Source organism: Bacteroidota bacterium (assembly GCA_026391695.1).
In the GTDB taxonomy this organism is placed as follows: domain Bacteria; phylum Bacteroidota; class Bacteroidia; order Bacteroidales; family JAGONC01; genus JAPLDP01.
Window position 1 is genome coordinate 81,960 of the sequence record JAPLDP010000036.1, and the last position, 19,955, is coordinate 101,914.

The window sequence follows — 19,955 nt, forward strand, 5'->3', positions numbered from 1 at the left end:
ATTGTTTATTTGTACTGCTCAAGAAGCCACTTATACAACTCCGGGTTATTATAGGTGTCGGTCCAGGCATCATGTCCTGCATCAGGATAAATGGTAAATCTGACCTGACCTCCCTCCTTTTTCAGTGCGTTGACCATCACTTCTGATTTGATAACGGGAACCACATCATCCCGGGCCCCATGAAAGACCCAGACAGGGACCTTTTTAAGGTGAACTGTTTTAGATGGATTTCCGTAACCGCAAACAGGGGCAATGGCAGCAAAATAATCAGGATGTTTGCAGGCCAGTTCCCATGTGCCATGCCCGCCCATGCTAATGCCTGTCACATAAATCCGGCCTTTATTAACATGATAGGTCTTCATTGCATACCTAATCAATTTAATGAGGCTGCGTGACGACCAGATATGATCTTCGGCACACTGCGGCGACAGGATGATGAAGGGAAATTGCTGGCCATTTTCAACCAGCATAGGAGGACCATGTTTTTTTACCAGATCGAGGTTGGTTCCTCTCTCCCCGGCTCCATGAAGAAAAAGCATAAGAGGCCACGACTGGTTTGATTTTTCATAATCAACAGGAAGATAAAGCAAATAATGCACCCTGGTTTTATTAAAAAAACCATAGCTGAAAAGATGAGGGGACTGCTGTCCAATGGCATCCATGCAAATAAAGCTTAAAATAGCAATACCGAAGATCAGTTTAAATATTGTGTGTGTCAGAATATTCATACCACTGTTGGAGGTTTATTCACTTCACAAATTTAATTGATCTCTCACTCACCTCTCCCCCCCTCTCCCACAATTTTTAATTTTTGATTTTTGATTTTTAATTTTGAGCCTCCTACCATACCCTGCATGCCATTCCCTTCAAATAACGGCTTTCCGGGAAATTCAGAGCGACAGGATGATCAGCTGCCTGGCCCAAGTACCTGATAATCTGTACATCCCGCCGGGCATCAACGGCAGCATCGGCAACGATTTTCTGGAACAGCGATTCTTCCAGAAGTCCTGAGCAGGAAAACGTAAAAAGGATACCACCAGGTTTCAACAATTTCATTCCCAATAGGTTTATATCCTTATATCCCCGTGTTCCGCTCATCATTTGTTTTACAGAAGTCACAAATTTCGGCGGGTCAAGCACAACGATATCAAATTGGCGCGCCTGGTCACGCAATGACCTGAGAACATAAAAAGCATCCCCGGTAATGTTTTCCATTGCATCGATGTCGAATCTGTTAAATTCCGCATTTTTACGAGCCAAATCCAGACACTCTTCCGAGGTGTCGATATTGGTGACATGAGTAGCACCGGATTTTAGCGCTCTTAAGGCAAAGCCACCTGTGTAGGAAAAACAATTCAAAATGTCCTTTTTCTCAGCATATTCTGTGATGAAGGCACGGTTGTCTCTCTGGTCAAGATAAAAGCCGGTTTTGTGGCCATTTATGATATCGACCTTGTATTTCACGCTATCCTCATGTATGTCAAGAAGCTTTGGAGGCATTTTGCCCGACAGAACGCCTTTGACAGATTCCAGGCCTTCTTTTAACCGGACATCGGCATCCGACCTCTCATAAATTCCTAGCACAGGAAATAATTCCTCCAATTGCCGCACGATCTCCCCTTTCCAATATTCCGCTCCTGCCGACAGAAACTGGCATACCAGGTAATCGGCATATTTATCCACGATCAATCCGGGCAACCCGTCAGCTTCAGAGCTGACCATGCGGTATGCTGATGTTCTGACGCATATATATAGTTCTTCACGGGCTTTCTTTGCTCTCTCAAATCGTTTACGAAAGAACAACCCTGATATGTCTTCACCCTTTTCAAATGACCACATCCTGATGCGTATCTGCGATTGTGGTGAATATGCGCCACGACCCAGCCAGCGTCCATCAGAAGAGATGACATCAACGGTTTCCCCTGAAGAGGGCTCACCTTCAACGGATTTTATCGCTCCCGAAAAAATCCAGGGATGAAAGCGTAACAACATGGCTTCACGACCTGGTTTCAGAATAATTTTTGACATAGCGAATGTGAATATTGATTAATTAATTAACCTGAGCCATCATTACTGTTGCATGCCATGTCAGTACGCAAAGTCACGCTGCTTTTTAGCTTCAAAAATGATTATGGCAGCGGCTGTGGAGACATTCAGCGAATCGATCCGTCCAAGCATGGGTATCTTGATCCTAGCATCAGCATGTGAAGTCCAGAAACCGGTGAGTCCTGTTGATTCTGTTCCCATCACAATGGCACATGGCACCCTGTAATCAGCCTTGTGATAAAATTCCGATGCTTCCAGTGTCGTCGCATACACACGGATATTCCTGGTATTCAGCCAATGCAATGTTTCTGAAGAGTTTGATATGGCAACCTGGATGGTAAAAAGGCAACCAATGCTTGAGCGAACGACATTCGGATTGTAAATATCTGTCTGCGGGTCGCAGATAATGACAGCATCTATTGCTGCAGCATCGGCTGAACGCAATATAGCACCCATGTTGCCGGGCTTCTCGACTTTCTCCAGAACTACAACAAGGGGCTTCTCCGAAAGTTTAAGGGAGCCGAGCGTCAAACTCCTTTGCCGGGCTATGGCCATAATACCCCCACTATCTTCCCTGTAGGCTATCTTTTCAAAGACATTCCTCTCAACTCCGACTATTACGGGTATATGATCAATGGAATACTGAATCTTCGGTAAATGAATATCACCGAGTATCTCAGGACAATAAAAAACAGTTTCCATCAAATAACCTCCGGCCACAGCCAGCTGAACTTCTTTAAGCCCCTCAATGACAAATAGTCCGGTTTTCTTTCTTGTACTGCTTTTTTGCAGGGCAACAAGATTTTTTATATGTGGATTTTTTATACTGGAAATCCGCATAATCATATTGTTTTATCAAAACATATTTTCTCCATTCAAAAATACGTCATTTTACTTACTTTTACAGTAAATATTATGCCTGATAGTCTATCCCTGATGTATAAACTTTTAACACCACCTGTCTGGAAAGAATATGAGCTCATCGATGCCGGTCAATTCGAAAAGCTCGAACGATTTGGTAAGTACATTCTTTACCGTCCTGAGCCCCAGGCCGTATGGGATAAAAAACTTTCTGAACAGGAGTGGGACAAGTTATGGACAGCCAAGTACACACGAACTAAGGGAATCGGGGATTCAAGTACCGGACATGAACGGGGGAGATGGGAAATGCGGCCCGGCATGCCGGAACACTGGTTCATCCAGTATGAATATGAAGCCATGGTGCTCAGTATCCGTCTGGCTTTGACAGCCTTTGGGCATATTGGCATATTCCCTGAACAGGCTATCAACTGGTCATATATTTATGATTTTTTAATGGCCAAAAAAACTCCGGAGTGCCACATTCTCAATCTATTCGCTTATACCGGTGTCGCCTCTCTTGTGTCAAAATACGCAGGCGCCGATATTGTTCATGTTGATTCGGTGAAACAGACAGTTAACTGGTCGAATGTCAATATGCAGGCCAGTCATCTCAAAGATATTCGGTGGGTGGTTGAAGATGTTCTGAAATTCATCAGGAGAGAGGTCATACGAGGCCATAAATATCATGGTATCATTATGGACCCTCCTTCTTACGGAAGAGGACCAATAGGTGAAAAGTGGGTTTTTGAAGAGGGAATAAATGAACTTGTGACCCTGTCGGGGCAGCTGCTCTATGAAATGAACAGTTTTTTTATATTGAATTTTTATTCAATGGGTTTATCTGCCCTGGTCATCGAAAATCTTATTAAAGAAAAATTCGCTTTCCCAAATCCCGAACTCGGTGAATTTTATATTTCATCAAAAACAGGGTGTAAACTGCCACTGGGAACCTTTTTGCGATTTGCACGATAAACAATTGATCATCATGAAAGCCTTATTTAACAGTAAGTTTTTGCAGCATAATCCCGACAGTGACGGTGAAGGTCCTTACCGGATAGAAGAATTTCAGGGGCAGACAGAAGAAGTCGAAGTAAATGGTGAAGAATACATCACACTGGTTCATCCGGAATCCTACAGAAAAAAAATTTATGAGGCATGTAACGATAATAGCATATTGGCAGAAGTGTGGCTGTCGCCCGGAAGCTATGATGCAGCATGTGTGGCCGTCGGTTTGACGGTGCTTGCCTCGCAGCAAAACGATTTCGCAGTCGTCAGGCCACCGGGGCACCATGCCGGTACAAACAGAGAAGCGGGATTTTGCCTTTTTAATAATATTGCCATTGCCACACAAAAACTGGTCAGCGAGGGTAAAAAAGTCTTTATCCTCGATATTGATGGTCACCATGGCAATGGAACACAATCCATTTTCTACAATAGCAATAAGGTCTTTTTCTTTTCAGTACACCAGATTTATGCCTTTCCCTTCAGCGGATTCATGGACGAAACCGGCGAAGGCGAAGGAGAGGGCTTTACCATGAATGTGCCTTTATTCGCCGGCAGCGGCGATATGGAATTTCTTGCCGCCGTCGACATGGCTATAAAAAAGGCAGAAAAGTTCTGCCCAGATGTCGTAGCTGTATCAGCGGGCTTTGATGGTTATTCAAAAGACAGGATACTGGGACTGAATTATTCGCTGAATGCCTTTTATGAATGTGGATACAGGGTGGGAAAATCTTTTAAAAATGTTTTTGCCGTCCTTGAAGGAGGGTATCACTATGATATAAAGAAATGCATCGACCTGTTCATGGAAGGAATAAACAAATCGTTGTGAGTTCAACCATAACGGATCAGCTTATTTTCAGCACCTTGGCTCCCCTGATCTTCCGGTTTTTTAGCTCAATAAGGGCTTCATTTGCCTCATCCAATGGATATACCTGCACCTCAGGATGAATAGCCATTTCTGCTGCCAGTTGAAGAAACTCCCTGACATCGGAACGGGTCACATTAGCCACACTTTTAATCTCCTTTTCCATCCACAGGTGCACAGGATAATCCAGGTTCAGGAGGGATTCCTTGTCATGATTTTCTTTCCGTATGGCGTTGATCACCAATCTTCCGCCGGGCTGGAGATACTGCAATGCCCTGACAACAGGTTGCCACACAGGTGTGGTGTCGATGATGGTATGCATCAGTTCGGGGGGAGTATCCGTAATATCTCCCGCCCAAGCAGCTCCCAGAGACCTGGCAAAAGCTGTTTCTTCTTTGTTGCGTGCAAAGACATAGATTTTCACATCAGGGAATTTATGTCGGACCATTTTAAGCACCAGGTGGCCGGAGGCGCCGAAGCCTGTCAGACCGAGGTTCTGTCCGTTTGCCAGGTTGCTTAGCTTCAGAGATCTGTAGCCAACCGCTCCTGCACATAAAAGTGGCGCTGCCTCTACGTCGGAAAAACCTTCAGGAATGGCATGAGCATAATTTTCATTCACAACCATATACTCTGCATAACCGCCATTTGCATCGCGGCCTGTGGCGCGGAAGTCAGCGCACAGGTTTTCCCTCCCGCCAATGCAATATTGGCAATGTCCGCAGGAAGAATAAATCCAGGCCACACCTACCCTGTCGCCAGTTGAAAATAATCGTGCCTGTTTACCAGCTTCCACAACATGGCCGATGACCTGATGACCAGGTATGACAGGGTAATATGGTGGCGGTGTACGGCCTTCAATTTCGTCAAGCTCCGTATGGCACACACCACAGGCAGCGACCTTAATAAGAATTTCATAATCCTTGGGTACAGGCTGAGGCACCTCGGCAATAATGAGCGGCTTCTCATTCTGTTTCAAATCATATAGATCGGTCAACAGCATGGCTTTCATTGGCTCGAAATTTTAAGTACACCTCAGATTGAATATTGAGTCCACTCCGAAAATAATCATTTTGGACTAAAGTCCGGTAACCAACTGGTTATCAATTACCCCGGCCTTAAGGCCGGGGTAAGGCAAATTGATGGTATATAGGGCTTTAGCCCAATATTGATTTTCAATAACCACCTTTCGGAGTGGACCCGATGTTCAAATTTCGGAAAAATTATAACAAGGGCTAAATCTACTCCCGAATCTTTTTTCTCAAATATTTGCCTTACAGGAATATATAGACTATCTTTAGCCGAAGATTTACAGACTCAATATTGCATCCCAATCTAATAATGGTGAAAAATTGAAAGTGTCAAATTCTTACTGGTACGTTATATATTTATACAATTGATCAAATTATAATACTTTAAAATATGCGAATTTTAATATATATATTGTTTTTCTCCTTTTTATTTGTTTATCAGATTCCCAATTGTCTATCACAAAGATGGGAAACCATATTTGGTGAGCCTGGTAAAAATGAATCTATCGGTGATATATTAGAATATTATGATAAGGGGTACTTGATAAGTGGAAATCATGAACTTCCATCCAATAATGAATATGAAGCCTGGCTTATAAAAACTGATATTAATGGAAATAAATTATGGGAAAAATTTCTATACTGGGAAAATTCTGGAATTGTAATGGGAAGGGCTACAACGGATAATAATGGCGAAGTCGTTATTGCAAGTTGTGTATGGCTCAATAATGAAGAATGCCGGCCATATATTATAAAAATTGATTCATGTGGTGATAAACAATGGTGTAAAATATTTACTGATAATGAGTATACTTATGGTTGGTTTTCAGACGTTCTAATACTTGATAATGGTGATATATTAGCTTTGGCATATTTAGACTCTGATGATGAAATTGAACTGGTATTTCTATTTTATTTTGAAAAAAATGGGGATTTGATATGGAAAAAACCTTACGCTTCAAAAAATAATTATCCTCTGATTAATTCACCTAGTGGAGGTAGAGTTTATAAATTTCAAAAAGATTATATTATTTCTGGATATTGTTATTATCCTTACCCGTGAAATCCATATCATGTTTATCTGAGGCCACTTTTTATAATGATAGACAGCTATGCATCGCTTGAAACAATACCGGTAAAAGCCTTTCCCAACCCGGCACAGGAACAGATCACATTTCAACATGAAAACACACGGTACCACACGAACATAATGTTACAGTGCTTTGATAAGTTAGGCCGCAAAGTGCATGAAGAAAAGATTTACCCTTACCAGGGAGCCAGTGTTGTGGATGTGAACGGGTGGAACGATGGAATGTATGTCGCTGTGGTCACCAGTGAGGGAAAGGTGATTGGAAGGTGCAAGTTTATTATTCGGAGAAAATAAGCTAATTTTGAGTCTGTCTCGAAAGCCCTTTGAGTTCCTTTGTGATTGCCTTTGTGTTCCTTTGTGGTTTACCTAATTAATTGTAACACAAAGATTCACAAAGAATACACAAAGTGACACAAAGTTAAAAAGCAATTCTAAAGTACTTTTGAGACAGCCTTAAATGGTATTATATAGCTTTCAATTGGAATCCGGATGAGGAAAATTATTTTCTTTATAAATCTATTTATTACAGTCACTCTTTCATCGCAAACCTCATCCACTGCGTTCACTCCCGGTGTTATAATTGATACCGTTTGGTGCGACAGCGACCCTCAGCAGAGCTATGCCCTTTACCTCCCCTCCGGTTATAATCCCAGCCAGAAATGGCCTGTGGTGTACATATTTGAACCCGGCGCCAGGGGCGCGCTTCCCTTGCAAAGCTTTTCAAAGGCTGCAGAGACTTATGGCTATATTCTAATCTGTTCGAACAACTCCCAGAATGGGCCGTGGGATCCTATTTTTAAGGCCGGCGATGCCATGATGAAAGACTCTCAGAAGAAGTTTTCAATCAATACCGACCGGATATATACCTGTGGATTTTCGGGCGGAGCACGGGCAGCATCCACAGTAGCTGTCCTGACCGGCAAAGTGGCAGGTGTTATTGGCTGCGGTGCCGGCCTGGCCCGCGAACCTAAATATCAACCCGGCATAAATGCCACCTTCTCCTTTGTGGGCATGGTCGGCGACTGCGATATGAATTACCTCGAAGTCACAAACCTTCAAGACAAACTGACGGAACTCCGCATATCCAATAAGTTAATAATCTTCAGCGGAACCCATGAGTGGCCACCCGAAAAGGCGGCCATCCAGGCGTTCGACTGGCTTGAACTGCAGGCTATGAGAAAGAACCTGATACCCCGAAATGATTCGGTCATACAAATCCTCTTTGATAAGAATCTGCTCAATGCACAGCATGAAGAAAAGGCTGGCAACTTCTATCAGTCGTACCGGATTTACAACGATATGGCAACTGATTTTGAAGAGCTAATGGATATATCAGCGATTAAGAATAAGGTTGCAGAACTTGGTGAACTTAAAAGTGTGAAAGCTGCTATTAAAGATGAAGAAGACTTTGCACAAAGAGAGACAAAACAGCAACTTCTTTGCCTTGAGGCTATCCGGGATCATACAAACGGTACCCTTGACTCTGCAGCCATTGAATGGTGGAAGAGTGAAATAAAATACCTGAACAGCCTGGTAAGAAGTTCCGATAGTGTCAAATCAAAAATGGGTAAACGGCTGAAGCAAATGATCATTTATGGCTGCTATGAGGATGGGAATACCTATAAACGTAACTACCAGTATCAAAAAGCGATAGTGGTGCATGAGATACTTGCTATTGTCATGCCGGATGATGAACATCCTTTTTTTGAGCTGGCGAAAGAATATGCCATCCTTGGCGAATCAAGGGAGTCACTTAGAAATCTGCAGAAAGCTATTGATAATGGATTTAATGACATCGATAAAATAAACAGTGAGCCCGCATTCCAGGGCATGAAGGATAACAGGGATTTTCAAAAGATAGTTAAAAAATTAATTCCTGAAATGTGAGAGATCATATCCCATTCCTGTTATAATCACCGGCCGACACAAACGAGAATAAAATAACCTGTCATTCCCGCTCCCGAGCCAAAGAGTGTGATCTTTGTTTTTTATGGCTGTTTGATCATCGCTTTATCGCCACAAACATTAAATTCTACCTGGAGTGTTGTATGAGTAATATGAAAATTTTTTCTTAAAATGTCCTCAACTTCTTTCAGTAATTCACAAGATTCACTCAGCAACAGATCTTCTGATGTTTCAATATGAGCTTCGAAAAGAATGTCATGATCCTGGAGTTGCCAGCAGTGAACATGATGGATATTCCGGATCAATGGATGTTTTTCAAGATAAATTTTGATCTCATCCAAATTAAGATTTTCGGGTGCGCTTTGCATTAAAATATTAATAGATTCGCGTAAGATTTTAAATGCTTGAAAAATAATCACTACACTGATGATAAGTGTTAACACCGGATCAATCCATACAACCTTTGTGAAATAGATAAGGATGGCGCCTCCAATCACTGCACCCGAAGATAGTGTGTCGCCCAGCAGATGCACATATGGTGCTTTTATATTCAGGCTTTTATTCGAGTCACCGCGCAGAAACAGCATGGAGATAAGGTTGGCAACCAACCCGATGACTGCAATAATGAGCATAAGAGCTGACCGGATAGGTTCCGGATGAAGAAAGCGCAGAATGGCTTCATAAATAAGATAAATGGAAATCGCCGTCAGAATCGATGCATTCATGAACGCCGAAAGTATTTCAAATCGTTTATACCCAAAGGTGCGTCTGGCATTGGGTTTTTTGCCACTTACATTATTCGCCAACCAGGCAAGTATCAAGGCAAGGGTATCACCCAGGTTATGAATGGCATCAGAAATCAATGCCAGGCTGTTGGAGAATATTCCGCCGACAATTTCAGCCAGTGTGATCAAACCGTTCAGTAGGATACTGATAAATAATCTGCCGGAAGGATTTTCATGACGATGTGAATGATTTCCCATATCATGTATATTTCTACCTAAATGCTGTCATTAAAAAAATCGGGTACTCATTAATTTTTTCTGCGGAGACCTCTTTCTGGATAACAAAGCAAGGTACAATTTGACCGTCATGGAAACCTTGTTGAATGAGAAATGTATTCAACTCCTGCGGGTCAAATCCTCGGTGAACATTCACATCGCCATCATGGAATGAACCGTCCTCCTGGTAAAGGTCAGCAATTGCCAATATTCCTCCGGGCATTAATAAATGATAAAACTTCTTGAAGATGGCATTTATATCCTTAATATGATGCAGTACCATTTGGCTGTAGATGATATCGAACGGATCACCACTGTATTCTTCCATTTCAAGATTTAAAAACAATGTTTTGAATTTTGAATGATCACTAGTCTCCATCTTTTGTTCAGCCATTTTAAGCATTTCCCGGGAGCTATCTACCAGGGTAATTTCCGAAAACCGGTCTTTCAGGTAAAAACTGAGTAATCCGGTACCAGCGCCAAACTCCAAAGCCTTCATGTTTGGTGTGATGTGAACCATTTCAATTAGTTGTTTGGCAACTGCCTTAGTACGTTCAAGATGCATCTGATTATTATCCCACTCTTGTGCCTTTTGATCGAATTCGCTCATAATAAGTTAAAATAATTTTGTTTTACGGATTCTCCTGGATCTGCCTTGCCATAATATCTCCGGACAATCTCAATATCTCAAGTCTTATCGAGATTACTACGGCTAAAAAAAACATCAATTTCCTATATTCTCAGGACATCCGGTTTGTCGGGGATTCCAATATTTTCATTCATGTACCCCCTGAACTTTTTCGAAGGATAATACTGAATTCCCATTTTATCAAGTAACGATTCCACTGAAACCTGGTGGAGTTGCATTCCTAAATCCCAGGGATCCATTCCCAATACCAGGCCGGCCATCTCTTCGTAAGTCAGAACAGGTATTCCATATCTATTATTTCCATAAGTTTTACCCGTCATTTCTGCAATGACATATTGCCAGCGATCTAAAAAATAGGTGCATCCGGGACAGTTGGCCACAATAAAATCAGGTTTGTAAGGCTCCATAGAGTCAAATTTTATTTTTGAATTGGCGAGAGAATACCCACGATTTTCTTTGACAATGTAATTCCTGAAGCCGAATCCACAGCAATGACGCCGTTCGGGGTAATCGATAATTTTCCCTCCCCAGGCTTCAACCATACCGACAAGCACATAAGGATATTCCGCTCCGCCTATACCTTTTTTGGGAAACATCTTTGCATAATGACATCCGATATGTTCGACCACTTTTAATGGTTCACCGGTGTTTCTGTTGATCAATTTGTATCTGGCTTGTTCCGCAATCTCCTTCCGGTATTTAAAGATGATGTCGCTTGTATGTGCAATATTTTCCGGACAAGAAAATTCCCTGCCGGTGGCTTCTCTCAGTTGTTGCCGGGATTGATCCAGGGTTTCTGGAAAGTTTTTCCAGGTTTCGATCACTTCAGAATAAACTCCAAAGGAGGTGACACAGGATGGGACAAAATTTTTATAACCTGCCTGGTTCATCAGGGAGAATTGCCGGGCTACAACGGCTCTGGTGGTTTCAAATGGGATCAGCGCTGAATGATAGGCAATTCCGGTACAGGTTGTCTGATGGGAATCGTCATAAACATCTTTATGAAGATAATCTCTTAAAATCTTGAGAAATGCGATTTCAGAACCAGGAAAGAAATTTTGCCTGATACAGCTACGTGCAAAATAATAATGGTCATCTGCAATATCCTTTTGATATTCATCCCAAAGCCGCTGTTTCCCTTCTATCTTCATACCTTATCCAATTTTTAGAATGGCCTCACCATTACAATATTTTTCAATATCTTCAAATCGCTTAGTAGCACCGGTGACTTCGAAAATCCTGTTTAGTTCTTTCAAGTCCTCATCGCTTATTTTTCGCAATGTACCTTTTCCGTCACCCTTGTAATTTGCACCAAGCTTTTTTAAAATGCTGTCGGCATTATCTTTATACCATTGCCAAACAGGACCTTGCTCCGGATGTCCCTCCAGGTCGATTTCATCCAAAAAAACACAATACCCATATTTGATCATGTTTTCACCGACAATTCGTTTGACTTCAAGCTGTTGTCTTCCTTTTTCCGATTTAGTAAAACATCCAAGCTCCTGGGATAGGTTACGTAAGGATTGGACTATATAGCCCGGTGTATTATTCCGTGGGCAACGGGTTTTACAACTCAGGCATTCTCCACAATACCATATGGTGTCTGATTCCAGCAAGGCCAAAATATCAGCCTCATTGCCACGTTGAACCGTTTCAACAATAATCCTGGGGTCGTAAGGGTAAAAGTGGGCAGCAGGGCAGATTGCTGTACAGGTGCCACAGCTGATGCACGCATTCAGACCCTCTTGAAATCTGACATCTTTCTTTAATAATTCAACCAGGCTCATGGTCAATTATTCATGATGGCTACAGGCTTCCTTGTCGCTTTTTAATTCATCAGCCAGAAACATCTCCGCGGCTTTACGGGTTTCGGGCTGGGAGGTAATATAGATTCTTTTTCCGGCATCGGTAAGGTCATCTAATAACCTGCGCCCCATCCCTCCCGCTATCACAACTTCACAGTCGTTCAATGCACTCCGTATTCTTCCATGCGAATGTTGGGCATGATCCTCATGTTCAGCGCCATGATGCTGATGTTCCTGATGTTGTCCCATGGCATGCCCGGTAAAGGTATTGGGTCGATACTCCTGATTAATGATCTGGCCGTTGGCGATTTCAAAAATTGTAAATCCCAGGGTTCTCCCGAAATGTTGAGATAAATAGGTTCCTTCGTCACTGGGGATTGCGATTTTCATCTTTTATTCCTTTCTTTTTTAAATATAATTGATGATGATAACTGTTTTCCCTGACCATCTTTTTTCCGCATTGGGGACATGTACTTTCCCTGCATGGGATGCCCTGTTGATGAGGGATCTTTGTATTGCAGTGCAGGCAAATGCAAAACCCCGGATGTTCTTCGTGTTTCTGATGATCCATTTTAAATAGCTTATCTGTTAATGGTCTGATTTTGTCCGATTCGCAATACGAGCATGATAAGATCTCTTTTTCACTGATCAGTAGTTTATAACATGCTTCACAACGGTACCAGAACTCGTCGGTATGATAATCGCCTCCTTCGATAAAAATGGCTTTCCCCTCAACAAATGCCGCAGCAATGGTCCGGCGGGCTTTTTCGTAAATACGCGTAAGGGTAGGTCTTGAAACAGCCATCTCCCGGGCTGCCTCCAACTGGGTCATGCCTATATAATCCAATAAACGGATGGCTTCATATTCTTCAAAAAAAAGAATAACCGGCTCCAGATCAGTAATTGGAATACCAAAGGGTTTGAATCCCTCCATCATGGGAGGATGGGTTACATTACGTTTTCTTTTTGGTCGTGGCATAGTGTGACAAAATTACTAATAATTATGAACATAAGTTCAAAATAATAACTAATTTTGAAGATTATTTCAGAAAATTTAAAAGGAAACTGATTTTCATAGAAAATTGTAAAGATAACTAAAAGCTCAAAATAATGCCAAAACTTGATGGGACAGGTCCAGAAGGAGAAGGTTCTCGTTCCGGACGTAAATTAGGAAAATGTAGTAATGCTACAGAGAAAGAAAAATTAAAAAAACTTGGGAAAGGAATGGGTAAAAAACGTCTTTCCGGAGGAGGGGAGGGCAAAGGAAAACGCTTAAAAAGCGGTTTAAAATAGTATTAACCAATAAAAAGGAGGCCATTATGCCAGGATTTAATCAAACAGGCCCAAATGGACAAGGTCCAATGACAGGGCGCAGAATGGGGCGTTGCACCGATTTTGGTGCAAACCTAAAAAGTCAAACTGATACTGATAACGAAAACCCAGACAAAAGCACTTCTGAAAATTTGCCCGGAAGAGGATTAAGTTATGGCAGGGGAAGAGGTTTTGGTTTTGGACGTGGCAGAGGTGGAATTGGCCGCGGTATGGGTCGACAAAACCGTTTCAGAGGGGGCAATTAATTAATTTAATCACGGAGGATTCTTTTCTCCGTGGTATTTATTTATGAAACTCAAATTTTAAGAACGTAGTGAATTAAAATTTGTTAGTTGAACAATTCCGCCAAAGGCGGAGGGAATAATTCCCCGTCCCTCTGGGACGGAACATGGGTCCAAGGCTTGCCCTAGGGTACATACCCGTGATTTTTTTAATAATTAACAAACAAAATTATGAGTAAGGTACGTGACTTATTAAAAACGTCTGGATATTCGGATAGGGCTATTGAATATTATGAAAATCATTTAAATGTCGGGAGTAGCGAAAACCCGGATGCCCATTCCATATTTACAGGCCTTTGCGGCGATACGATGGAACTATTTCTGAAGATTACATCGAATGTCATTACAGACGCAAAATTCCAAGCTATAGGATGTGCAGGCTCTTTCACATCAGGTTCAGCTCTTACTAAGATGATAAATGGTAAAACGCTGAAGGATTGTGAGAAGTTGAACGAGAACGATATACTAAATCATCTGGGCGCGATGCCGCAGCAGAAAGTCCATTGTGCACGGTTAGTTATAATGACTTAAAAAACGATTGAACAATATGAGAAAAAGGAGTAACTATTGAATAAACTGGAAAATAAGAGGAGGTAGATGAAATGAAAGTATGTGTTTGTCCAAAGTGCGGATTTGAACAGGAACATCAACTCGGCAAACCCTGTATTAGTGAGATTTGCCCGCAATGAAAAACCATTTTGTGCATAAAAGGTAGTCCACATAGTAGAAAATTTAAGAATAAATAAAATGAAAGTAGCTATTACAAGTACAGGAAATAGCTTAGAAAGCAATCTTGACCAGCGTTTTGGTCGTTGTGCATTTTTTGTTATTTACGATACGGAAACAAAAGGGATGGAATATATACCCAATCCGAACAAAGAGGCGCAGGACGGAGCTGGCCCTGCTTCAGCACAGTTGGTGGCATCATGTAATATAAAAAAAATAATTTCAGGTGAATTTGGGATTAAAATAAAATCCTTGCTCGACAGCCGGAAAATACAGATGATTATTTTTAAAGAACCAGAGAGGAAAATTAAAGAAATTATAGAAATGCTAAATCATTAAAAAAAAGGAATATGCCAAAACTTGATGGTAAAGGTCCCGAAGGAGAAGGTTCTCATTTCGGACGTAAATTAGGGAAATGTAGTAAAACTACAAATGATGAAAAAATAAAAAATCTCGGTAAAGGAATGGGTAAAAAACGTCATTTCGGTGGAGGAAAAGGAGGTAAAGGAAAACGCTTAAAAAGCGGTTTAAAATAGTATTAACTAATAAATAAGGAGGTCATTATGCCAAGATTTGATCAAACTGGCCCAATGGGACAATGTCCTATGACAGGCCACAGAATGGGGCGGTGTAATGCTTTTGGTGCAAACCAGAAAAATCAAAATTCGGCACAATCTGAAAATCCTGACCAGAATCTGCCTGAAAATTTTGCAGGTCGTGGTTTTGGCATTGACTGGGGCAGGTGTGGAAGAGGTCGCGGTATGGGACGACAAAACCGTTTCAGAGGCAGCAATTAATTTAAACATGGAGTATAATATCCTCCGTCTTATATGTTATTTAAATAATTAATCCCTAAAATTATGAGTGAGGTATGGAATTTATTAAAAACCTCTGGATATTCGGATAGGGCTATAGAATATTATGAAAATCATTTAAATGTCGGGAGTATCGAAAACCCGGATGCCCATTCCATATTTACAGGCCCCTGCGGAGATACGATGGAAATATTTTTGAAAATATCGGATATCATAACCGATGCAAAATTCCAAGCTATAGGTTGTGCAGGCTCTTTCGCATCAGGTTCTGCTCTTACTGAAATGATAAAAGGTAAAACGTTGATGGATTGTGAGAGGTTGGACGAGTACGATATACTAAACCATTTGGGCGCGATACCGCTGCAGAAAGTCCATTGTGCACGGTTAGCCATATTGACTTTAAAAAAGGCGATTGAACAATACAAAAAAAAAGAGTAACTATTGGGAAATGCTATGGCTGTTAGAGATTGTTGCATGGGGTGTTGCATACGTTTCGGAGGGGGGCAATTAATTAGTTAAAAACATGAAGAATTATTTTTTCGGTAGTATTTATTAAAAAAAAATAAAATGAAAAAAATCATTGCAATTCCGTTAGAAAACGGACAGTTATGTTCACATTTCGGGCATTGCGAACAGTTTGCCATTCTTGAAACAGAAAATGGCAACGTAGTTTCTGAAAATTTAATTACCCCGCCTCCACACGAACCGGGCTTACTGCCTGCATGGTTAGCTCAAAAAGGCGTTACCGATGTTATTGCCGGCGGTATGGGGCAAAGAGCCATTGTTCTTTTTAATGAACAAAAAATTAATGTGTTCGTGGGGGCACCGGTTAAAAGCCCCAAGGCACTTGTTGCTGATTTTCCTAGCAATAAATTAGAAGTGGGTGCAAACTATTGTGACCATTAGAATTTAGCAATGTTGAAAGATGTACGTTGTATAGTCTGTTTTCAGAAAACGTATGATCGTCTGTTAGACAAGTTCCAGCTTTCGCTAACACAAAAAGCTGAATTTTCAGAATACTTTAATCATGTGATGGCTGAAAGTGAGAATTTGTCAAGTCCGGAATTACAGCGGAAGTTGCAACATAGATTTTCTCTGTTTAGTGGCGTTGATGATCCATTTGCTGATGAAAAAAAACGCAGCAATCTTATAGCCCTTGATTTGTATAAACAGTGGCAACCTAAGGTAATTAAATCAGAAAACCCCTTTGATATGGCTTTGCGTTTAGCAATTGCAGGTAATATTATGGATTTCGGCGCGAATCATAATTTTAATATTCATGAAACTATTGAAAAGGTACTTCATGCTGATTTTGCAATTGATCATTCATCATTGTTAAAACAACGTATAAGTGCTGCTAAAAGCATTCTTTACCTGGGTGACAATGCGGGTGAAATTGTTTTTGACAAACTCTTTCTTGAAATTCTTATGAATCACAATGTAACCTATGCTGTTAAAGGTGGACCAATAATAAACGATGTTACTATTTTTGATGCATCTGAAGTTGAAATAGATAATGCTGCCGATGTAATTTCAAATGGATATGATGCTCCCTCTACGGTATTGGAAAAGTCCAGTCAGGAGTTTAAAGACCGTTTTAACTCGGCTGATTTAATCATTTCCAAAGGTCAGGGGAATTTAGAAGGTCTAATATCATTAAATGATAAAAGAATATTTTTTTTATTGATGGTGAAATGCGATGTAATTGCAGAATTACTTTGGGCGCCGGTTGGTTCTTTTGTGGTATATAATTCACAATTTATTAATGCAAAAATCTAAAGGTGTATTTGTTATGGAAAAAATAAAAATTGGAATTATTATTTGTGACAGATACCGTTCTTGCGCCGGAAGTAAATGCTTTAAAGCATTTCAAAACAGAGAGGGTGCATTTTCGCTATACAAAAATACGGATGCTGAAATAGCAGCCTTTACATCTTGTGGCGGTTGCCCCGGTGGAAATATTGAATATGCGCCGGAAGAAATGAAAAAAAACGGAGTTACCCACATCCATTTTGCAACTGGTTTTTTGGTGGGCTATCCGCCTTGTCCTTACATGAATTATTTTGAGAAATTTATTACTGAAAAATATGGTATAACGGTAGTTTTTGGAACGCATCCGATTCCTCAAAAATATTTTATTCCCCACAATAAACTGAATACATGGAAAGGAGATTTTTCTCAGAAGGTCATTCAAAACACTTTAGGTGATGAACAAACCAGATTAAATTATGATTAATACTTTATGATGAAAATAGCCATTGCCAGCGGAAAAGGAGGTACGGGAAAAACCTTTGTTGCAACCAACATTTTTTATTCTTTATGTAAGAATAACCGGAGTGCTATGCTTGTGGATTGCGATGCCGAAGCCCCAAACGCCATAGCTTTTTTTGATGTTAACTTAGTTAATTCAGATGATGTTTCTCAGAGAGTACCTGTTATCAGTTCAAATGCTTGCACTTATTGCGGCAAATGCCACGACTGGTGCAATTACAATGCTATTTTTATACTGCCTCCGGTTAAAGTTATTCAGGTTATAGAGGATTTATGCCATGGATGCGGGGCATGCGTTGTTGCTTGTCAATATGATGCGATAACTGAAAAACTTGTTTCACTTGGCAAGGTGAATTCTTACTTATTAAATGGTGTGGTTTCGTTGATTGAAGCCCGTATGAATATTGGCGTAATGTCCCCTGTATCTGTTATTAAAGCAGCATTAAAAAAAGCTGATACTATGGCTGATTTTATTATTCTGGATTCCCCTCCGGGTACATCGTGTCCTTTTATTCAAACGGCATTAGCAGCCGATTTTGTAATACTCGTTACCGAGCCAACTCCTTTTAGTTTTAGCGACTTAAAGCAAAGTGTCGAAACGCTTAAAAAAATAAATAAACCCTTCGGAGTAATAGTAAACAAGGCTGGGCTGGGTAATGCCGATATTTATTTTTATCTCGAAAAAGAAAAAATTCAACTATTACACGAAATACTTTTTGATATAGAAATTGCAGAATTATATTCAACAGGGAAAATTGTTGCAGAAACAAAGCAATATCTTGAAATAGAATTTTATAATATGATTAAAAAAATAATGCGACAATATGGAAATAGCGATAATCAGCGGTAAAGGGGGTACCGGTAAATCAATCATCAGTGCTGCATTTGCTACATTAATCGAAAATGTAGTACTTGCAGACTGTGATGTGGACGCAGCCAATTTGTATCTTATTTTTAACCCTGTGCATGAGGAAGAAAAAATTTATATTGGAGGTCATAAAGCTGTTATTGATTATGATAAATGCTCCATGTGTGGGCTATGTATCAGTTATTGCCGTTTTGAAGCCATCACGACTGTGAATAATAAAATTACTATTTCCGAGACATCCTGCGATGGCTGTTTTTTATGTACCCGTATCTGTCCAGAAAATGCAATAAACATGATTCAAAATGATAAAAGCCGTATGTTTTCTGGGTCCTTTCGCAATGGAAAAATGGTTTATGGACGCCTTGCGCCAGGTGAAGAGAACTCCGGCAAGTTGGTCAATATGGTACGTGAAAAAGCGAAACAGGTAGCAAAAGAAAATGGGATAAAAATGATTATCCTCGATGGTCCGCCGGGTATTGGTTGTCCTGTTATTTCAACCATTACAGGAGTTGACAAAGTGGTAATTGTAACAGAGCCCTCCGTTTCTGGCCTCCATGATATGAAGCGTACAGTTGAAATAGTAAAAAAGTTTAATCTGAATCCATGGATAATCATCAATAAATTCAATCTGAATAATGAAATGAGCCGGCAGATTGAAAACTGGTGTAAGAAGCATAAAATTTCTGTTGCTGGCTATCTGCCTTTTACTTCACAAATTGTCAATGCCATGGTTCAGCAGATGAGTATTATCGAATACAACAAGAATTCAGAAATAAGCAAAACGCTTGGTACAATTTATAATACTATAATACATGAATAGTTTTTGAAATATTGTATTTGCAATTTTTGAAATTAAATGCCATTGTAAAATATCTTTTATGTTCGGAAACAGAAAAAATAAAAATAAAAACGCTAACCAAGGGCGTGGGGCAAAAATTTCATCAGGTCTTTGTATGTGTCCTCAATGCAATTATTCGCTTGCGCATAAACGTGGCGTGCCTTGCTTTACATTAATATGCCCTACATGCAATGTTCCACTTGTAAGGCAGGCTCAGTTTGAAAATAATAATAAACATATTGGTTTTAATGATAATGTAGATATTGCCAACTATCCAAAAGTTGATACTGAACTATGTTCAGGTTGTGGGGCATGTGTAAATGAATGTCTTTCTGGAGCTATTATTATTGAACATGGTAAAGCAAAAATAATAAACGAACAATGTGTAAAATGCCATGCATGTGTAAATGCCTGCCCTGCAGAGGCCATTACTTAACCTGAATAATTCATAAATCCAAAATTCGGATAAAAAGCTATACTATTTCCAGGACGAATACAAAAAATTAGGCAAGCTGGGATAATTTGTAAGATATTGATGCAGTTTTTGTTTTGACAAAATTCATTGTTCAGGT

At 40.4% G+C, this 19,955-nt stretch carries 28 protein-coding genes; 18 read left to right on the forward strand and 10 right to left on the reverse strand.

Going from position 1 to position 19,955, the window contains the following annotated elements; genetic code table 11:
- Nucleotides 1-5: 5 nt before the first annotated feature.
- From NT175_05100 to NT175_05110, 3 genes are all read right to left on the reverse strand, one after another.
- Entirely contained in the window at nt 6-728 is a 723-nt protein-coding gene (locus tag NT175_05100) for a prolyl oligopeptidase family serine peptidase (protein ID MCX6234091.1), read from the reverse strand.
- A 112-nt stretch (nt 729-840) separates the two neighbouring features.
- Nucleotides 841-2,028 carry a class I SAM-dependent methyltransferase gene (locus tag NT175_05105; GenBank protein ID MCX6234092.1) on the reverse strand — a complete coding sequence of 396 codons (1,188 nt, stop codon included), beginning with the start codon at nt 2,026-2,028 and terminating at the stop codon, nt 841-843.
- A gap of 60 nt (nt 2,029-2,088) precedes the next feature.
- Nucleotides 2,089-2,889 (reverse strand): RNA methyltransferase, encoded by an 801-nt coding sequence (locus NT175_05110; GenBank protein ID MCX6234093.1) that lies wholly within the window; start codon nt 2,887-2,889, stop codon nt 2,089-2,091.
- A gap of 72 nt (nt 2,890-2,961) precedes the next feature.
- Between NT175_05110 and NT175_05115 the strand changes: the two genes are divergently transcribed.
- A complete protein-coding gene (locus NT175_05115; GenBank protein MCX6234094.1) occupies nt 2,962-3,879 on the forward strand; it encodes a class I SAM-dependent methyltransferase in 918 nt (305 codons plus the stop codon).
- A gap of 13 nt (nt 3,880-3,892) precedes the next feature.
- Nucleotides 3,893-4,738: a histone deacetylase gene (locus NT175_05120; protein ID MCX6234095.1), complete on the forward strand. Its 846-nt coding sequence runs from the start codon at nt 3,893-3,895 to the stop codon at nt 4,736-4,738.
- A gap of 16 nt (nt 4,739-4,754) precedes the next feature.
- Here NT175_05120 and NT175_05125 read toward each other — a convergent pair whose 3' ends face one another.
- Nucleotides 4,755-5,783, reverse strand: coding sequence for a zinc-dependent alcohol dehydrogenase family protein (locus NT175_05125; GenBank protein MCX6234096.1), 1,029 nt, complete (start codon nt 5,781-5,783; stop codon nt 4,755-4,757).
- Nucleotides 5,784-6,193: 410 nt separating this feature from the next.
- Between NT175_05125 and NT175_05130 the strand changes: the two genes are divergently transcribed.
- From NT175_05130 to NT175_05140, 3 genes are all read left to right on the forward strand, one after another.
- The gene (locus NT175_05130; GenBank protein ID MCX6234097.1) at nt 6,194-6,865 is read left to right on the forward strand and encodes a hypothetical protein; all 672 of its coding nucleotides are present in this window, start codon (nt 6,194-6,196) and stop codon (nt 6,863-6,865) included.
- A gap of 36 nt (nt 6,866-6,901) precedes the next feature.
- Nucleotides 6,902-7,186: a T9SS type A sorting domain-containing protein gene (locus NT175_05135; GenBank protein ID MCX6234098.1), complete on the forward strand. Its 285-nt coding sequence runs from the start codon at nt 6,902-6,904 to the stop codon at nt 7,184-7,186.
- A gap of 195 nt (nt 7,187-7,381) precedes the next feature.
- Nucleotides 7,382-8,779, forward strand: coding sequence for a hypothetical protein (locus NT175_05140; protein MCX6234099.1), 1,398 nt, complete (start codon nt 7,382-7,384; stop codon nt 8,777-8,779).
- Nucleotides 8,780-8,880: 101 nt separating this feature from the next.
- On the opposite strand, the gene NT175_05145 is transcribed toward NT175_05140, so the two are convergent.
- The 6 genes from NT175_05145 to NT175_05170 all read right to left on the reverse strand — a co-directional run bounded on the left by NT175_05145 (nt 8,881) and on the right by NT175_05170 (nt 13,231).
- Nucleotides 8,881-9,780: a cation diffusion facilitator family transporter gene (locus NT175_05145; GenBank protein ID MCX6234100.1), complete on the reverse strand. Its 900-nt coding sequence runs from the start codon at nt 9,778-9,780 to the stop codon at nt 8,881-8,883.
- A gap of 13 nt (nt 9,781-9,793) precedes the next feature.
- Nucleotides 9,794-10,408, reverse strand: coding sequence for a class I SAM-dependent methyltransferase (locus tag NT175_05150; GenBank protein MCX6234101.1), 615 nt, complete (start codon nt 10,406-10,408; stop codon nt 9,794-9,796).
- Nucleotides 10,409-10,530: 122 nt separating this feature from the next.
- Entirely contained in the window at nt 10,531-11,598 is a 1,068-nt protein-coding gene (locus NT175_05155) for a heterodisulfide reductase-related iron-sulfur binding cluster (GenBank protein MCX6234102.1), read from the reverse strand.
- 3 nt (nt 11,599-11,601) lie between these two features.
- Nucleotides 11,602-12,234, reverse strand: a complete 633-nt coding sequence (locus tag NT175_05160; GenBank protein MCX6234103.1) for a 4Fe-4S dicluster domain-containing protein — start codon at nt 12,232-12,234, stop codon at nt 11,602-11,604.
- 6 nt (nt 12,235-12,240) lie between these two features.
- Entirely contained in the window at nt 12,241-12,642 is a 402-nt protein-coding gene (locus tag NT175_05165; protein ID MCX6234104.1) for an iron-molybdenum cofactor biosynthesis protein, read from the reverse strand.
- Complete coding sequence (locus NT175_05170) at nt 12,620-13,231, reverse strand: DUF134 domain-containing protein (protein MCX6234105.1); 612 nt, start codon at nt 13,229-13,231, stop codon at nt 12,620-12,622. The genes NT175_05165 and NT175_05170 overlap by 23 nt, the downstream gene beginning before the upstream one ends.
- 131 nt (nt 13,232-13,362) lie before the next feature.
- Between NT175_05170 and NT175_05175 the strand changes: the two genes are divergently transcribed.
- The 13 genes from NT175_05175 (at nt 13,363) to NT175_05235 (ending at nt 19,819) form a co-directional block, all read left to right on the forward strand.
- On the forward strand, nt 13,363-13,545 hold the full coding sequence (locus NT175_05175; protein MCX6234106.1) for a DUF5320 domain-containing protein: 183 nt from the start codon (nt 13,363-13,365) through the stop codon (nt 13,543-13,545).
- Between the two features lie 26 nt (nt 13,546-13,571).
- A complete protein-coding gene (locus NT175_05180) occupies nt 13,572-13,829 on the forward strand; it encodes a DUF5320 domain-containing protein (GenBank protein MCX6234107.1) in 258 nt (85 codons plus the stop codon).
- Between the two features lie 207 nt (nt 13,830-14,036).
- Nucleotides 14,037-14,396: an iron-sulfur cluster assembly scaffold protein gene (locus NT175_05185; protein MCX6234108.1), complete on the forward strand. Its 360-nt coding sequence runs from the start codon at nt 14,037-14,039 to the stop codon at nt 14,394-14,396.
- Nucleotides 14,397-14,612: 216 nt separating this feature from the next.
- A complete protein-coding gene (locus NT175_05190; protein ID MCX6234109.1) occupies nt 14,613-14,930 on the forward strand; it encodes a dinitrogenase iron-molybdenum cofactor biosynthesis protein in 318 nt (105 codons plus the stop codon).
- Nucleotides 14,931-14,941: 11 nt separating this feature from the next.
- A complete protein-coding gene (locus tag NT175_05195; protein ID MCX6234110.1) occupies nt 14,942-15,127 on the forward strand; it encodes a DUF5320 family protein in 186 nt (61 codons plus the stop codon).
- A 27-nt stretch (nt 15,128-15,154) separates the two neighbouring features.
- Nucleotides 15,155-15,388 (forward strand): DUF5320 domain-containing protein, encoded by a 234-nt coding sequence (locus NT175_05200; protein MCX6234111.1) that lies wholly within the window; start codon nt 15,155-15,157, stop codon nt 15,386-15,388.
- Between the two features lie 63 nt (nt 15,389-15,451).
- Entirely contained in the window at nt 15,452-15,844 is a 393-nt protein-coding gene (locus NT175_05205; GenBank protein MCX6234112.1) for an iron-sulfur cluster assembly scaffold protein, read from the forward strand.
- Nucleotides 15,845-15,973: 129 nt separating this feature from the next.
- Complete coding sequence (locus NT175_05210; protein ID MCX6234113.1) at nt 15,974-16,312, forward strand: NifB/NifX family molybdenum-iron cluster-binding protein; 339 nt, start codon at nt 15,974-15,976, stop codon at nt 16,310-16,312.
- Nucleotides 16,313-16,438: 126 nt separating this feature from the next.
- Nucleotides 16,439-17,185 carry an ARMT1-like domain-containing protein gene (locus NT175_05215; GenBank protein ID MCX6234114.1) on the forward strand — a complete coding sequence of 249 codons (747 nt, stop codon included), beginning with the start codon at nt 16,439-16,441 and terminating at the stop codon, nt 17,183-17,185.
- 13 nt (nt 17,186-17,198) lie between these two features.
- Nucleotides 17,199-17,642, forward strand: a complete 444-nt coding sequence (locus NT175_05220) for a CGGC domain-containing protein (GenBank protein ID MCX6234115.1) — start codon at nt 17,199-17,201, stop codon at nt 17,640-17,642.
- Between the two features lie 6 nt (nt 17,643-17,648).
- Nucleotides 17,649-18,527 (forward strand): ATP-binding protein, encoded by an 879-nt coding sequence (locus NT175_05225; protein ID MCX6234116.1) that lies wholly within the window; start codon nt 17,649-17,651, stop codon nt 18,525-18,527.
- On the forward strand, nt 18,502-19,365 hold the full coding sequence (locus NT175_05230) for an ATP-binding protein (protein ID MCX6234117.1): 864 nt from the start codon (nt 18,502-18,504) through the stop codon (nt 19,363-19,365). The genes NT175_05225 and NT175_05230 overlap by 26 nt, the downstream gene beginning before the upstream one ends.
- 58 nt (nt 19,366-19,423) lie before the next feature.
- On the forward strand, nt 19,424-19,819 hold the full coding sequence (locus NT175_05235; protein ID MCX6234118.1) for a 4Fe-4S binding protein: 396 nt from the start codon (nt 19,424-19,426) through the stop codon (nt 19,817-19,819).
- The last annotated feature ends 136 nt before the right edge of the window (nt 19,820-19,955 follow it).

Coding starts and splice junctions, on each gene's coding strand:
- NT175_05200 (MCX6234111.1), top strand. CDS start 15,155: ATGCCAAGATTTGATCAAACTGGCCCAATGGGACAATGTCCTATGACA.
- NT175_05115 (MCX6234094.1), top strand. CDS start 2,962: ATGCCTGATAGTCTATCCCTGATGTATAAACTTTTAACACCACCTGTC.
- NT175_05100 (MCX6234091.1), bottom strand. CDS start 728: ATGAATATTCTGACACACACAATATTTAAACTGATCTTCGGTATTGCT.
- NT175_05185 (MCX6234108.1), top strand. CDS start 14,037: ATGAGTAAGGTACGTGACTTATTAAAAACGTCTGGATATTCGGATAGG.
- NT175_05165 (MCX6234104.1), bottom strand. CDS start 12,642: ATGAAAATCGCAATCCCCAGTGACGAAGGAACCTATTTATCTCAACAT.
- NT175_05220 (MCX6234115.1), top strand. CDS start 17,199: ATGGAAAAAATAAAAATTGGAATTATTATTTGTGACAGATACCGTTCT.
- NT175_05235 (MCX6234118.1), top strand. CDS start 19,424: ATGTTCGGAAACAGAAAAAATAAAAATAAAAACGCTAACCAAGGGCGT.
- NT175_05150 (MCX6234101.1), bottom strand. CDS start 10,408: ATGAGCGAATTCGATCAAAAGGCACAAGAGTGGGATAATAATCAGATG.
- NT175_05130 (MCX6234097.1), top strand. CDS start 6,194: ATGCGAATTTTAATATATATATTGTTTTTCTCCTTTTTATTTGTTTAT.
- NT175_05145 (MCX6234100.1), bottom strand. CDS start 9,780: ATGGGAAATCATTCACATCGTCATGAAAATCCTTCCGGCAGATTATTT.
- NT175_05155 (MCX6234102.1), bottom strand. CDS start 11,598: ATGAAGATAGAAGGGAAACAGCGGCTTTGGGATGAATATCAAAAGGAT.
- NT175_05205 (MCX6234112.1), top strand. CDS start 15,452: ATGAGTGAGGTATGGAATTTATTAAAAACCTCTGGATATTCGGATAGG.
- NT175_05230 (MCX6234117.1), top strand. CDS start 18,502: ATGGAAATAGCGATAATCAGCGGTAAAGGGGGTACCGGTAAATCAATC.
- NT175_05175 (MCX6234106.1), top strand. CDS start 13,363: ATGCCAAAACTTGATGGGACAGGTCCAGAAGGAGAAGGTTCTCGTTCC.
- NT175_05195 (MCX6234110.1), top strand. CDS start 14,942: ATGCCAAAACTTGATGGTAAAGGTCCCGAAGGAGAAGGTTCTCATTTC.
- NT175_05140 (MCX6234099.1), top strand. CDS start 7,382: ATGAGGAAAATTATTTTCTTTATAAATCTATTTATTACAGTCACTCTT.
- NT175_05160 (MCX6234103.1), bottom strand. CDS start 12,234: ATGAGCCTGGTTGAATTATTAAAGAAAGATGTCAGATTTCAAGAGGGT.
- NT175_05215 (MCX6234114.1), top strand. CDS start 16,439: ATGGCTGAAAGTGAGAATTTGTCAAGTCCGGAATTACAGCGGAAGTTG.
- NT175_05210 (MCX6234113.1), top strand. CDS start 15,974: ATGAAAAAAATCATTGCAATTCCGTTAGAAAACGGACAGTTATGTTCA.
- NT175_05105 (MCX6234092.1), bottom strand. CDS start 2,028: ATGTCAAAAATTATTCTGAAACCAGGTCGTGAAGCCATGTTGTTACGC.
- NT175_05135 (MCX6234098.1), top strand. CDS start 6,902: ATGATAGACAGCTATGCATCGCTTGAAACAATACCGGTAAAAGCCTTT.
- NT175_05225 (MCX6234116.1), top strand. CDS start 17,649: ATGATGAAAATAGCCATTGCCAGCGGAAAAGGAGGTACGGGAAAAACC.
- NT175_05120 (MCX6234095.1), top strand. CDS start 3,893: ATGAAAGCCTTATTTAACAGTAAGTTTTTGCAGCATAATCCCGACAGT.
- NT175_05190 (MCX6234109.1), top strand. CDS start 14,613: ATGAAAGTAGCTATTACAAGTACAGGAAATAGCTTAGAAAGCAATCTT.
- NT175_05180 (MCX6234107.1), top strand. CDS start 13,572: ATGCCAGGATTTAATCAAACAGGCCCAAATGGACAAGGTCCAATGACA.
- NT175_05170 (MCX6234105.1), bottom strand. CDS start 13,231: ATGCCACGACCAAAAAGAAAACGTAATGTAACCCATCCTCCCATGATG.
- NT175_05125 (MCX6234096.1), bottom strand. CDS start 5,783: ATGAAAGCCATGCTGTTGACCGATCTATATGATTTGAAACAGAATGAG.